Annotated in this window: 12 protein-coding genes; 5 read left to right on the top strand and 7 right to left on the bottom strand. The window is 39.9% G+C overall.

What is annotated here, in order from left to right; translation table 11 throughout:
• The first annotated feature begins 133 nt into the window (after positions 1-133).
• The 3 genes from JWG41_RS17710 to JWG41_RS17700 all read left to right on the top strand — a co-directional run bounded on the left by JWG41_RS17710 (position 134) and on the right by JWG41_RS17700 (position 2,729).
• Entirely contained in the window at positions 134-940 is an 807-nt protein-coding gene (locus tag JWG41_RS17710; protein ID WP_205271143.1) for a hypothetical protein, read from the top strand.
• A 42-nt stretch (positions 941-982) separates the two neighbouring features.
• Complete coding sequence (locus tag JWG41_RS17705) at positions 983-1,789, top strand: hypothetical protein (protein ID WP_205271142.1); 807 nt, start codon at positions 983-985, stop codon at positions 1,787-1,789.
• A gap of 157 nt (positions 1,790-1,946) precedes the next feature.
• Entirely contained in the window at positions 1,947-2,729 is a 783-nt protein-coding gene (locus JWG41_RS17700; protein WP_205271141.1) for a hypothetical protein, read from the top strand.
• 129 nt (positions 2,730-2,858) lie between these two features.
• Here the strand turns inward: JWG41_RS17700 and JWG41_RS17695 are convergent, their stop codons facing one another.
• The 4 genes from JWG41_RS17695 to JWG41_RS17680 form a co-directional block, all read right to left on the bottom strand.
• Complete coding sequence (locus JWG41_RS17695; RefSeq protein ID WP_205271140.1) at positions 2,859-6,038, bottom strand: efflux RND transporter permease subunit; 3,180 nt, start codon at positions 6,036-6,038, stop codon at positions 2,859-2,861.
• Positions 6,016-7,428, bottom strand: coding sequence for a TolC family protein (locus JWG41_RS17690; RefSeq protein ID WP_205271139.1), 1,413 nt, complete (start codon positions 7,426-7,428; stop codon positions 6,016-6,018). Before JWG41_RS17690 ends, JWG41_RS17695 begins: the two co-directional genes overlap by 23 nt.
• Positions 7,429-7,432: 4 nt before the next feature.
• On the bottom strand, positions 7,433-7,657 hold the full coding sequence (locus tag JWG41_RS17685; protein WP_205271138.1) for a YgaP-like transmembrane domain: 225 nt from the start codon (positions 7,655-7,657) through the stop codon (positions 7,433-7,435).
• Positions 7,658-7,758: 101 nt separating this feature from the next.
• Positions 7,759-8,025 (bottom strand): metal-sensitive transcriptional regulator, encoded by a 267-nt coding sequence (locus tag JWG41_RS17680; RefSeq protein ID WP_205271137.1) that lies wholly within the window; start codon positions 8,023-8,025, stop codon positions 7,759-7,761.
• Positions 8,026-8,066: 41 nt separating this feature from the next.
• Between JWG41_RS17680 and JWG41_RS17675 the strand changes: the two genes are divergently transcribed.
• Positions 8,067-8,822, top strand: a complete 756-nt coding sequence (locus JWG41_RS17675) for a class I SAM-dependent methyltransferase (protein WP_205271136.1) — start codon at positions 8,067-8,069, stop codon at positions 8,820-8,822.
• Between the two features lie 10 nt (positions 8,823-8,832).
• On the opposite strand, the gene JWG41_RS17670 is transcribed toward JWG41_RS17675, so the two are convergent.
• Both JWG41_RS17670 and JWG41_RS17665 read right to left on the bottom strand, forming a co-directional pair.
• Positions 8,833-10,086: an NAD(P)-binding protein gene (locus JWG41_RS17670; protein ID WP_205271174.1), complete on the bottom strand. Its 1,254-nt coding sequence runs from the start codon at positions 10,084-10,086 to the stop codon at positions 8,833-8,835.
• Positions 10,083-11,585 (bottom strand): succinate CoA transferase, encoded by a 1,503-nt coding sequence (locus JWG41_RS17665; RefSeq protein ID WP_205271135.1) that lies wholly within the window; start codon positions 11,583-11,585, stop codon positions 10,083-10,085. The genes JWG41_RS17670 and JWG41_RS17665 overlap by 4 nt, the downstream gene beginning before the upstream one ends.
• A 71-nt stretch (positions 11,586-11,656) precedes the next feature.
• On the opposite strand from JWG41_RS17665, the gene JWG41_RS17660 reads away from it, so the two are divergent.
• Positions 11,657-12,076, top strand: a complete 420-nt coding sequence (locus tag JWG41_RS17660; protein ID WP_205271134.1) for a zinc ribbon domain-containing protein — start codon at positions 11,657-11,659, stop codon at positions 12,074-12,076.
• 14 nt (positions 12,077-12,090) lie between these two features.
• On the opposite strand, the gene JWG41_RS17655 is transcribed toward JWG41_RS17660, so the two are convergent.
• Positions 12,091-13,944, bottom strand: coding sequence for an ABC transporter ATP-binding protein (locus JWG41_RS17655; RefSeq protein ID WP_205271173.1), 1,854 nt, complete (start codon positions 13,942-13,944; stop codon positions 12,091-12,093).
• Positions 13,945-13,955: the final 11 nt, after the last annotated feature.

Below are 13,955 nucleotides of genomic sequence, written 5' to 3'. Positions count from 1 at the left end.
AGAAATTGTCAGAGAATCTCTGACAATGGCAAAATTATGTTAAAATTTTGTCTAAATTTGGAAAAAAATTTCTTGTCAATCTTTTGCCAAACTTATAAAACAAAGGTAACACACCTTTCAACAGGATAACCAAATGCGAAAGATATTAGCCACACTAACAGCCGTTTTTTTAGCGGGATCCCTAAGTGCCCAAACTTACACGGTCTTCATTCATGGAAAATCAGACAAAAATCATAACGGAGTCGGAACTACTGACGTAAACAGCTACTGGGGATCTTCGGTAAACTCCGTCGGTGGAACTCGAATTTTCATTGGTTACGATGGAACTTCTGATCCTAGAAATTACGGATCTTCTCGTGCCCAAACCAATATCTCCACGGGACTCACAAACTACTGCAAAGGATCCAACTCTTGCAAAATCGTCTGCCACTCGGCTGGATGTTATGCCATCGAGTATTGGTTGTCAAACCTTGGTTCCACTGCTTCTGCAAAAGGTTTTAATCTAACTAAAGTAACAGCTCTTGCTGCGGCTTCCGGTGGATCGGAGCTTGCGAACGCTCTGAACGGAATCACATTTGGTTTCGGTGGAAACGCGATGGACAAGTCACTCATCGTAACTACTGCTCGCGGTGCCTTCAATCACAACAACACTGCAGGAGTTGCTGTTAACCATGTTCCTGGATACAAAGGAATGTTTGGTGCTTCCGTAATCCTTCCGGGTGAAGACGATTATGCAGTCGCTTACCACTCTTCTTGCGGATACAACCGTGCTGGTGGTTTGAATAAATGCCAAGCATCTCTCACTCAGTATGAAGGTCTCTGGCCTTTTGGATCGAACAAAACATACAACCAATACAGTGGTCACTACCGCGCACCATCTGTATCTTCTACAGGACTCTATCTAGACCACGGTCAAATCAAAACCGAAGGTTGGAGATAGGTTTAAACGGTATCATTTAAAGAAAGGAAAAGGAAAAAAGAGATGCGTAGCTCAATCACAACAATACTCGCGATGCTGTTTGCAGGATCGCTCAGTGCACAAACTTACACTGTGTTCATTCACGGTAAGTCAGATAAAAACCACAACGGTGTGGGAACAACAGATGTAAACGGATACTGGGGATCTTCCACTAGTTCTGTTTCTGGATCAAAAATTTTCATCGGATACGATGGAACTTCTGACCCAAGAACTTACGGATCATCCCGTGCACAAACAAACATTGCCACTGGCCTTACAAACTATTGCAAAGGTGCGAACACTTGCAAAGTGGTTTGCCACTCAGCAGGATGTTACGCAATCGAGTATTGGTTGTCTAACCTCGGTTCTACCGCATCAGCAAAAGGATTCAATCTAACTAAAGTAACAGCTCTTGCTGCAGCTTCTGGTGGATCGGAACTTGCTTCTGCACTGAATGGAATCACTTTCGGATTTGCTGGAAACGCAATGGACAAAGCTCTGATCGTAGGAACTGCTCGTGGGGCTTTCAATCACAACAATACTGCGGGAGTTGCTGTTAACCATGTTCCTGGATACAAAGGAATGTTTGGTGCATCTGCAATTCTTCCTGGAGAAGATGACTATGCTGTGGCATACCACTCTTCTTGCGGATACAACAAAGCAGGTGGTTTGAATAAATGCCAATCTTCTCTCACTCAAAGTGAAGGAATCTGGCCTTTCAATTCCAATGTTACTTACACACAATACAGCGGACACTACCGTGCTCCTTCTGTAACAGCGACTGGACTTTACCTAGACCACAGCCAACTCAAAACGGAAGGATATCGGTAAGTCGCCGACCCCTCCCTCTTTCTCTTAAAAAAGAGAAAGGAAAAGGCCAACCAAAAAAGGTTGGTCTTTTTTTTGCCCCAATCATATAAAATTTGACATATTTGACTTATTTATGTAATTTGTGTCGTATTATAGAAAACCAGGAAAGGGAAAAAAAATGCGAAGAACCATAATCACTGTGCTTGCGATGCTTTTTGCGGGGTCGCTCAGTGCACAAACATACACCGTGTTCATTCACGGAAAATCAGACAAAAACCACAACGGAGTGGGAACGACAGACGTAAACTCGTATTGGGGATCTTCCACTAGTTCTGTTTCTGGATCAAAAATTTTCATCGGATACGATGGAACTTCAGATCCTAGAACTTTCGGATCAGCTCGTGCACAAACAAATATTGCGACTGGACTTACGAACTATTGCAAAGGGTCTAACTCTTGCAAAATCGTTTGTCACTCAGCAGGATGTTATGCGATTGAATTTTGGTTGTCTAACCTTGGTTCTACCGCATCAGCAAAAGGATTCAATCTAACTAAAGTAACAGCTCTTGCTGCGGCTTCTGGTGGATCGGAACTTGCTTCTGCACTGAACGGCGCAACGTTTGGATTTGCCGGAAATGCGATGGACAAATCTCTCATCGTATCTACAGCGCGTGGGGCATTCAATCACAACAATACTGGTGGAGTTCAGATCAACCATGTACCTGGTTATAAAGGTGCATTTGGACCGTCTGTGATCCTTCCAGGAGAAGATGACTATGCAGTTGCCTACCATTCATCATGCGGATACAACCGTGCTGGTGGACTCGACAAATGCCAATCTTCTATTGTGAGTGGTAGCACTACTTATACACAATACACAGGTCATGTTAGAGCACCTTCTTTAACAGCAACTGGATTGTATAAGAACCATAGTGAAATCAAAAACGAGGGAACTCGTTAATTCGATTTTTTGTCTGATATAATATCCTTGGTTCTTTACCAAAGGGTATTTGACTTAAAGGCTGAAAGTAATTTCAGCCTTTTTTATTTTGAGCTTCAATTTTACATTCAATTGCAAAACCAAATTTTTTTAGCCATGTTTGATGGCACCTTGTCTTGATTTCCCGATAAACCAATAATACAAAACGGGAACGGCAAACCGGCTAAGAATGGTGGCAGCAATTTCACCAAACATCAGTGAGATGGCAAGTCCTTGGAAAATTGGATCAAATAACATCACAAAAGATCCTACTACTACAGCAGAAGCAGTGAGTAACATAGGTCGAAACCGAACCACTCCTGCATGGACTACCGCTTCTTTCAGAGGAACTCCTTTCCTGATTTCTTCTTCGATAAAATCGACAAGAATGATCGAGTTTCGCACAATGATCCCAGCCCCAGCGATAAACCCAATCATAGAAGTGGCAGTAAAATACGCACCCATCACAAAGTGGCCTGGCAAAATTCCAATTAGGGATATAGGAATGGGTGCCATGATGACAAGTGGAACGGTGTAACTTTTAAACCAACCCAATACCAAAACATAAATCAGTAAAATCACAACTGCAAAGGCTCCCCCAAGATCGCGGAACACTTCATAGGTGATAAACCATTCCCCATCCCACTTGATGACTGGTTCTCTGGTGTTCCAAGGAACATCTGCGGTTTGTGTTTGGTATTTGATTTTTGGTGCTATTTTCAACATTCCATAAACAGGAGCTTCCTCGGCACCAGAAAGTTCGCTCATCACATAGTTGACCGGTTTTAAATTTTTTCGATACAGTGCCCTATCTTCTTCGAGATAAGGTTTTGCTAATACTCTTTCTGAGGAAACGACTCCGGACTCAATGGACATTATATTTTGGTTTTGAAAAGGATTTTTCGAACCGCGAGCACTTTGGATCATAGAAAGATTCACGGATACTTCTTCTGGTTCTTCTGCCGTGGCTAAACTAACCAGTGGAGACTCCGAGAAAAGAATGAAACCTGTCGAAGCTAAAGCAGAAGTTTTGATTCCAAAAAGTCCCGATTTTTCAAAATCGATCGGATACACCATCTTAGGACGACCATTCCGAAGCGAGGTATCCAAATCCACAACACTTGGCTCTTCCTTAAATACACTGAATATTTCCTCAGTCACTTGTTTTCGCACCGAAGCGGAAGGACCATATACTTCCGCCACCATGGTTGCCATCACCGGTGGGCCAGGAGGAATTTCTAAAACTTTAGTAACGACTCCATATCGATCACCAAACTTTCGTATATCGGATCTAAGTGATTCTATAATCTCATGACTAGATTCTTTACGATTGTTTTTATTCTTTAGTATGACTTGTAAATCATTCATAGAATCTAAATTTCGAAGAAAGGAATGTTTCACCATTCCGGAGAAAGAAAAAGGAGCGGCCTCCCCAGCAAAAATTTGGATTTTCTCCACATTCGGGTTTTTTAGAAGGACCTTTGTTAATTCTTCGGAACGAACCATACTTTGTGCGAGGGTCGTTTTGGGTTCGTAATCAAGGAGAACCTGAAACTCTTCTTTGTTATCAAAAGGTAACATCTTTACTTTCACCCACTTAAAACCAACAAAGGCCATCGAAATTACAAGTAGGCCAAGGGTAACCGCACCAAAAATGATCGCATTCTTTTTGAATCCAAGTAACCAATTCATAAACTGAATATAAATCTGGTCTAGTTTGGAAAATTTAAGTTCACTGGTTCCCTTCTCCGATTGAGTAAGATTTTCTTTCAAAAGTCGAATCGAAGCCCAAGGAGTGATGACAAAAGCAACGATGAGTGAAAGAATCATGGCAAGACTTGCCCCCACTGGTATTGGTTTCATATACGGGCCCATCAGACCTCGTACAAAAGCCATTGGCAGAATCGCAGCAATGACAGTAAAGGTAGCAAGGATGGTGGGATTTCCCACTTCGGATACAGCAACAAGAGTGGCACGAATGATTCCTAGTTTTGGATTCTCTTCCAAATGCCTTTCTATATTTTCTACAACCACAATCGCATCATCCACTAAGATCCCAATGGAAAAAATCAAAGCAAACAATGTCACACGGTTCAGTGTATAACCTAGAAAATAGTAGATGGCTAAGGTAAGTGCCAGGGTGACAGGAATGGCAATGGCAACAACGAGGGCGGAACGCCAACCCATCCATAATGCTATCAGAACGGTTACCGAAATGGTCGCAATGAGAAGGTGTTCGATTAATTCATGGGATTTGTCTTCTGCAGTGCTTCCATAATCACGGATCACACTGAGACGAATTTCATTTGGTAAATCTTTTTGGAAAAGATGGGCTTTTTCCAAAAGATCCTTAGATAAATTCACAACGTTTGTCCCTTTACGTTTTGCAAATACGATGGAAACAGCATTTCGTTTTGTATCTCCCAACGATTTATCAAACAGTGCAGATGAGCGTGTCCTTTCTTCTGGCCCCTCTTCCACAATGGCAAGGTCTTGGATCCGAACCACGCGTCCGCCCCTTTGTGCGACAGGAAGTCTTTTGACATCCGATGTTTTTTTCAGTACACCGCCTACTTCGATATCCATCATAGAGTCACTGGACCAATTTTTTCCAGCAGGGATGAGGGCATCGTTTTGTTTTAAACTCATCGCTACCTCTATGGTGGTAACTCCGTAGCGATTCAGAAGACTGGGATCCACTTTTACGCGTACGACTTTTTTTAATCCACCTAATATTTGCACGCTGGCTAAATCAGGAGTCGAGGATAGTTCTCGAGCCAAAGGTGCAACGAGTTGGCGCAATTCATAATCATTCATTGTTTCTGCGCTGAAACTCAAAGCTAAGAACGGAACGTCATCAATGGAATAAGACTTAACGATAGGACTTAGTGAGGTCTGTGGCAGTGAATTTTTAACTTCCATCAATTTATGGTGGATCTTTACGAGTGAAGGCTCTATTGGTTCTCCCACTTTGAATCGAACCGTGATATAACTTCCATGCCACTTACTTGTGGAATAAACATATTCGACTCCTTCCAATCCCCAAACCGCACGTTCTACAAACTCTGTGACTTTGCGTTCCGTTTCTTCTGGAGAAAATCCAGGTGCCGGAATTTGGATATCAATCATAGGAACTGAAATTTGTGGTTCTTCTTCTTTCGGTGTTAGGTAGACCGCAAACAAACCAAGAACCAAACTTGCCACGGCAATGACGGGAGTGAGACGTGAATGCAGAAAAGTCTCCGCAAGCCTTCCAGCAAACCCTTTTCTAATTTCTTCCAATGGATTCATTTGATTCTTCCTTATTTGAAAATAACGATGTTTCTGTTCTGACTTGTAAAAGAGCAATTTCTGTTTCCATCAACACACGAGAGAGTTCTATAGATCGATTGAGCGTTTCTGCAAATTGGATGGCGTTGATCGCACCACCTTGGAAAAGCCTTTGCATATTTAAAATTTGTTCGTCTTGGTATTTTACAGTTTCTTTTACTAACTCCAAACTTTCCGTAAGAGAAATTTCTTTTTGAAAAAGAGATTTAACATGTGCTTCTTCTTCTTTTGTTTTCTCTTGTATTTTTTTTAATGCAGCTTCGGCATTGAGTTTGGATTCTTCCACAACTCCCATGTCTCTAGGATTATAAAGATTCATTTGTAAATACACACCCGCTTGGTAGGCATTCGCTGTGTTGCGGCTCCCCTGATACCCGTAAGCTTCGGAATATGCTCCTACCTTTGGTAAAAACTTAGCCATTTCCAAATCTGTTTTGAGTTTTTCCCCTTCGGCATATTTGATTTGGGCATTCATTTGATTCGATCTTTCATAAACCGTAGGCCGTTTGAAATGAGTATCTAAAAAGAGATTCAAATCGGATTCGATCACTTCTAAATCAGAAGGAGGGATGTCTGATAGAACATATAAAGTTTCTTTGTAATCACTGACTTGCAAATCCGATTGATTTTCTAGGACTGCGATTTGATTTTTAATGGATTTTAATGCCAAATAACCAGCATAACCTACTGGATTTCCTTTGTTTCTTAACAAGTAGTTGGATTGAAATTTAGATTCAATTTTTCTAATTTGTTCCAACCTACGTTTGTATTCGTTCAATGTTTGGATGGCTCTATAATAAAATCCTGATTGTGCAAATTCTCTATCACGAACAGCAAGCCATTCAAACTTCAAACCCACGGATCTTTTTTCACTCATTGCCGCAAGTGCCTTTCCTGAACCACCTTCAAAAAGTGGTAAATCCATACCAAGAGTTCCACGAGAATAGGTATGACTTCCAGGATTGTTGAGTGTATCTTTTGCAAATAGATTCATTGTGTCCGAGTTCAACGTGGAGTAAGGTTGGTTATTCGAATCTAAAAAGTTTCCAGGCCGGTATCTTGTGGATGCGGTAGAAAAATCAGAATCAGTGGCACTTCTTTGGCTTAGTTTACCCATAAAATTAAGAGTGGGATCATTCGTTTGAAAAGTTCTTAAGTCTGTGTAAACTCTAGGTAACCAATGTTTGTTGGAACGATCTTTTGCAATTTCGCCTGCTTTCCATTCTAAATATTTGGATTTTCTAGCGGATGAATTTTCTTCGATTTGTTTCCATAAGTTATCAAATCCGACGGCCTCTGCAAAGAGGACCATCGGACCGACCAAAAGCAGAATGCTAATGAGTCGTTTCATATTCTTAATCCTTAACCTTGGGTTCAAAACCAAATTTATTCAAAAGAATTGCCATAGGACAAAAACCTATGGTTGCAAAAACAACCAAGTTCACACCCACAAGTAAGTTCAAAAGATACCACCAAGGTGAAACAAAGGTCCCAAGTGAAACTCCGACTAAACTAAATAGGCCAGCTACGAAATAAACCACTCGTTCCAAATACCAGGTTTTTGTTGAAGCCAGAAACATTACCATACCCCCTATAGTATATAGACTACAAAACCACATATACCTGTGGGGGTATATGTGGCAATCATTTTATGGCTTTTTAAAAAAGGGGATTTGTAAGTTTAGAGAGAGAATGCAGCGGTAATGGCTTTTTTTACATCGGCTTCGATGTTTTGGGTAGATTTCTTTTCTTTAAAACAATTGTCCATATACTCATGAATGTAGGCTTCGCCAAATTTTTTCATGGCTTGGTGAGCTGCTTTTAAGAGAAGAATTGCCTTCTCGCAGTCTTTTTCTTCTTTTGTAATCGTATTCTTGATTGCTTCCAGCTGTCCCTGGATTCGATTGATACGGTGGATCAGTTTGGTTTGGTTTTCCGAAAGACTCATACTACATACCCGGCAGGGTATAAGAATCCATCAAGTAAAAAATGACTCCTTTTCCCTTTTCCCAATCTCCCGCCTTCCTTCTCCCGCAAACACCACCCTACTATGTTTCCAATTTTGGATACTGGGATAGAGAGAGTTCTTATGATACAGCGGGGATCCGATTTGTATCGGAATTTGCCAAGAGTTGCCAATTAAGGCAAAAATCCAAGATTCTCGAAGTAGGTTCCGGCCTTGGTGGTAGTTTATTGTATTGGAAAGAAAACTACCATCCAACTCTTCTTTCTGCCATCAACCTTCCTGGAGAACAATCAGATTTTGCAGAACAATTGTTTGTATCTACTCATACAACAATTGATCCTTTTCTCAAAGGAAGTTGGGAAGTGATGGAATCCTTACCCGACTCAAGCTTTGACTATGTATTTTCTTTAGATGCCTCTTACCATTTCCAAAACCTCTTTGCATTTTACAAAGAAAGTTACCGAGTGTTAAACACAGGAGGTAGACTAGTATTCACTCATTTTCAAATTACAGATTCAAAATGGAAAAATTTTTGGTGGATGTATCTTCCGTTTCTCATACCCAAAGGAAATCTAAAACTCGTTGAAGAAACGATCTCCGAATTAGAATCCATTGGGTTCAAACAAATCAAACAGATAGATTGGACAAGTTTTGTCCTTGTTGGGTTTATCAACTATTCGAAAAATCTACCGACCTCATTAAAAACTTTTGGAAAAATTTTAGATTGGTTTGTCAAACATCTGGGTTTGACTTATCATTATTATGTTTTTGAAAAATAAAAACGGGTATTTAACTTTGAATCAAATCATCCATACTTCGTCCCAGTAGTCTAGAGGCCACGAGTAAGGCAGATTTAGCGCCGGCTTCCAAAAGAGGAATCCCATACAAAGAATAAGACCCACACAACCAAAGATTACAATTGGGTTTGTTATGAAGGGTAACAATTCTTTGGATGGCCTTAGCTGTTTTTTCATCCATCACCGGCCTTTCAAATTTTGCTACCTTTAAGGTATCTGTTTCTTTAGGGAGTTTGTGAGGGTTCCATGTTTGAAAGATTTTTTTTCCTTTCAGTTCCGGAATGATCCTTCCTAAATCCAAAGTTACTTCAGGTTTGTCATATCCATCTCTAATTTTAAAAACTAAAGATAAAGAAGCATTGGAAAAATAAGAATCGTCTGTATGCAAAACAACATCGCTCGATTCATAACGAAACTCGTTTAAAATTTCTTTTTCCAATTCAAATCCATCGCCAAGGAGATCCCTCGCCTGGTTTGCTTGTGTGGAAAGAATGACATGTTCAAATTCTCTTTCTTCATTTACAAATTGGATGATGGTTTTTCCTGATTTTTTATAAATCTTTTGGATGCCCGCATTTAAGGTAAGGTTTTGTAAATCAGCAGTGAGACGATTGACAACGTCTCTTGTACCAAATTTTGCCGTTTCTTGTGGAGTATAAGAATATCCTCTGGAATGATAACCAATAATGGTTTCCGCAGGATAAGCACCTACTGTTTCCGTCTTACAAGTGTTTACCAAAGCAAAGGTGGGGAGTAAAAACTCATAAATAAACTCTTTGGAATATTTGTATTTGATTAGGAAATCTAAAATTGAAATGGTTGGATCTTCTTTTTTCCAATCCTCTTTTGCATTCGCATAAAACTTCAATAGGTCAGAAAAAATTTGGATCCCTTTTAAGGATCCAAAGGAATCCATTGTGGGAACACCAAACGGAATTCCAAGAAATTGATGAGACCGAAATCCAAAAATCGCCTCTTCTTTGGATTCCACGCGAAAAGAATAATCAACAGCCCTGGTTTGGATTCCCGCTTTATCATATACTTGAAAAAGTGTGGGATAATAATCTCTTTTGATGGTTCGAAAAGGAATATCAAATTCCACTTCCACTCCATCAATCATTTGTTTGGCGCCAAAGGCAGCCATTCCAATTTCAGGATGTTTTTCAAAAAGAGTTACCTCTTTAAATTTCCGAATCAACCAGGCAGCAGTTAGTCCCGTAATTCCAGATCCGATAATGGCAATCACTTCATACTTCCTGTTTTCAAAAATTGGATATGCCATGATAGTGCTTTTTCCAAATCATGCGGGGTGTGTTTGCCTTTTGAAACACGTAGAGCATTTTCATAATACTCTCGAAGTTTATCTCGGTAAATAGGATGGGCGCAATTGTTGATGATGAGTTCTGCTCTTTTTTTGGGAGGACATCCCCTAAGATCAGCTAACCCTTGTTCGGTAACAAAAATCATAGTAGAATGTTCATTGTGATCTGTATGAGAAACCATGGGAACCACAGCAGAAATATTCCCCTCTTTCGCAAGAGAAGGAGTCATAAAAATAGAAAGATGTGAGTTTCTTGTAAAATCCCCAGAACCACCAATTCCATTCATCATGGAGGTTCCCATCACATGAGTGGAATTTACATTCCCATAAATATCAACTTCAATGGCTGTATTCATAGCAATGAGTCCCATACGACGAATCACTTCAGGATGGTTTGAAATTTCTTGTGGTCGAATGACAAACTTAGATTTCCATTCAGCAATATTCTCATGGAATCGTTTCAGTCCTTTTTCCGAAAATGTCAAAGCCGATGTAGAAGCAATTTCTAGTTTTCCGGCATCAATCAAATCGAATACAGAATCCTGCACCACTTCTGTATACATTTGGATGGAATGGAAATTCGGATCTTTTGCCATACTCGCAAGCACAGCATTGGCAATATTACCAACTCCATTTTGAAACGGAAGGTATTCTTTGGGAATCCTCCCCAATTTAATTTCATGTTGGATAAAAGATAAAACATGAGCTGCAATGTTTTGGCAATCTTCATCGGGAGTTTTGAAAACAGTAGCTGCATCTGGGGTGCTAGAACGAACAATGCCTTTGATTTTGTCAGGAGAAACTTGGATGTATGGAAGGCCTATTCTATCACTAGGTGTGATGATATTAATAGGAAGACCTTTTTCATGATGGTTGGGAAGATAAATATCATGGTATCCTTTTAACTCTAAAGGATGGGTATCCGTTAACTCGATAAAGATGGATTCTGCATTACGAATGTAAGTGGCACTCATACCAGAAGAAGTAGAGAGATAAATTTTCCCATCGGTGGTAACATCAATTGCTTCCACGATAGCGGCGTCAATTTTCGGTAATATCCCATGTTCAATGTATTTGACTACATGAGATAAATGCATATCGATGAAATCCGTTTCTCCTTGGTTGATGAGATTACGAAGGTGAGAATTGGATTGGTAAGGAATTCTTAATTTTAAAGCTCCTGTTTTTGCAAGAACTCCATCCAACTCATCGCCTGTCGATGCACCCGCGTATAGATTGATAGAAAATTCTTCTCCTAACTTTTTTTCTTCTTCGATTCGTTTGGCAAAGGCTACAGGAATGAGTTTTGGGTATCCAGCAGGCGTAAATCCGGAACATCCGAGAGTTACATTCCTAGGCAATAGTGCCGCCACTTCTTCTGCTGTTTTTATTTTTTGTTCAATTAATGAGTTAGTCACGGCCATAAATGCAAATTCTCTTCTTTGACCAAAGATAAAGAGATTGCGTAAAAATAAAAAGTCCAAATTCTGAACGTATGGATTTTCTCTTATATCTGTATTGTCTGGTTTTTGGAATCATTCTCATCGCACCTTTTGTGTTGTTTCATTACAAGTTCCGCCTGGATGAATCACCTTTTGGTAAGGAAGAGGATGCCCATCTCAAACCCATTACTGAGAAAAAAAGAAATCTACTCGATTCATTAAAAGACATTCGGTCTGATTTTGATTCAGGGAAACTAACAGAAGAAGAATTCCAAACCCAATCCCTTCCTTATATTGAAGCTTTGGACTCTGTTGAAATTGAATTAAAAGATAAGAAGGCAAGTGTTGCCAACGCTACGATTTTACAATCCCCAAAAATCAATGAAAATTGGACCTGTGCTAACTGTGGTTCGTTTGTTGCCGTTCCCAATGCAAAATTTTGCCCTAACTGCGGAACCGGTCGACTCGCTTAAGTTTTTATCTTTGATTAAGTAGAACTAGAAAACTGCATATCATACAGTCGTTTGTATTTGGAGTTTTGGTTTTTGAGTAGATCCGTATGGCTTCCGCTTTCCACAATCTCACCATTTTCTAAATAATAAATTGTATCGGCAATTTTTACCGTAGATAATCGGTGAGCGATGATGATGACAGTTTTATTTTCATACAACCGAACAAACGCTTGTTGGATGAGACGTTCCGATTCTGTATCCAAAGCAGATGTAGCTTCATCTAAAATCAATACTTCTGGATTTGCTAGCAGTGTCCGTGCAATGGAAATTCTTTGTCTTTGCCCACCAGACAACATGACACCGCGTTCGCCCACAATCGTATCATAACCTTCTTCAAAGGCTTCAATGAATTCGGATGCAAATGCATCTTCGGCGGCACGACGGATTTCTTCTTCGGAGGCATCGGGTTTACCAAAAGCGATGTTTTCTCGAACCGAACCATTAAAGAGAAATATATTTTGAGAAACTACTCCGATTCGTTTTCGTAAATTATCCAAACTCAAATCTTTAGCGTTCACATCGTCCCAAAAAATACCACCTTCACTGGGATCAATGAGTCTTGGTAATAGATCCACTAAAGTAGATTTACCGGCACCAGAAGATCCAACGATCGCAATGGTACCGCCAAGGGGTAATGTTAGATTGATATTTTTAAGTGCATATAAATCTGTATTAGGGTATAAGTAAGATACATTTTTGTATTCAATGGCCTTTGAAAGTTGGCCGAGTGGGTTTGGAGATTTTGGTTCTTTGATGTCCACATCTCTGCCTAAAATTTCAAAGACTCGATCACTCGCAATCACAGATGCTTGGATCAAATTCACAAGGATACTCATTTGTTTTAAGGGACGCATTAGAAAAATCAAAGTTAAAAAGAAAGCAATGAACATCCCTTTAGAAAAACTAGCGTCTTCTAATAAGTAAGCGCCAATTCCCAAAAAGACCATGGTGACAACAGAACCAGATAACTCTGTTAAGGCGGGACCAATTTGATGGTAAAAATGTGTTTTAAAGGTTTTATCAGAAAGGTTTTGGTTTACTTTGAAAAATCGATCGGCTTCTTTGTCTTCCATGGAAAATGCTCGGATGACACGAATCCCAGAAATGACTTCTTGGAGATCCCCATTCAATTCTGACAATTGTTCTTGTTGGTTTTTCGTGGTCCGCCGAATTCTATCGGCAAATGTGCTCACCGGTCCCACAATTAAGGGAATGACAATGAATAATAGAAAAAACAATTTCCAACTTAATACAAGTAAGATGATTAAATGAGTTACGATATAAAAAAAATCGTTAATGGCATCTTTTAAATCGTTAGAAACAACTTTCCCCACAATGTCGACATCGTTAATCACACGGCTCATTAGAACCCCAGTCTTTTCGCGGTAGAACTCGTTTAACGGTAACACCTGGAGTTTTTTATAGAGTGCCTGCCTGAGATCACTGACTGCAAGAAGGCCGGCTGAGTTGACAAAGTAGACAGTGCCTGCAAGACAAATGAGTTTTAAAAAATAGATGGGAAGGATGATGAGGCAAAATAAATATACTAAGTCGTCGGGTTTTTTATCCGCCAGCTCTTCGTTTGTATTTTGTTTGAGACTTGCGAATTGCCATTCCCAGTATTTCAGTCCTTCGAGTTGGTCGGGTTTTTTATAATCGGAAAGTAAAGCCTGGTCTTTTTTTGTCAGAGCAATTTGGAACTTGTAATTTTCGCCGGTTCCAAGAGAATCAAAAATAGGAATGAGGGACGTGAGGGAAGCTCCATTAAAAATGGAAACAAATATGGACAAGAAAACACCGAAGCTAAGTCTGTATTTGTATTTTGCCAAGTATGGCCAGA

This window comes from Leptospira chreensis (genome assembly GCF_016919165.1).
Taxonomy (GTDB): Bacteria; Spirochaetota; Leptospiria; order Leptospirales; family Leptospiraceae; genus Leptospira_A; species Leptospira_A chreensis.
Note: the sequence above shows the minus strand (reverse complement) of the source record. Positions and strands in the feature narration are given on the sequence as shown.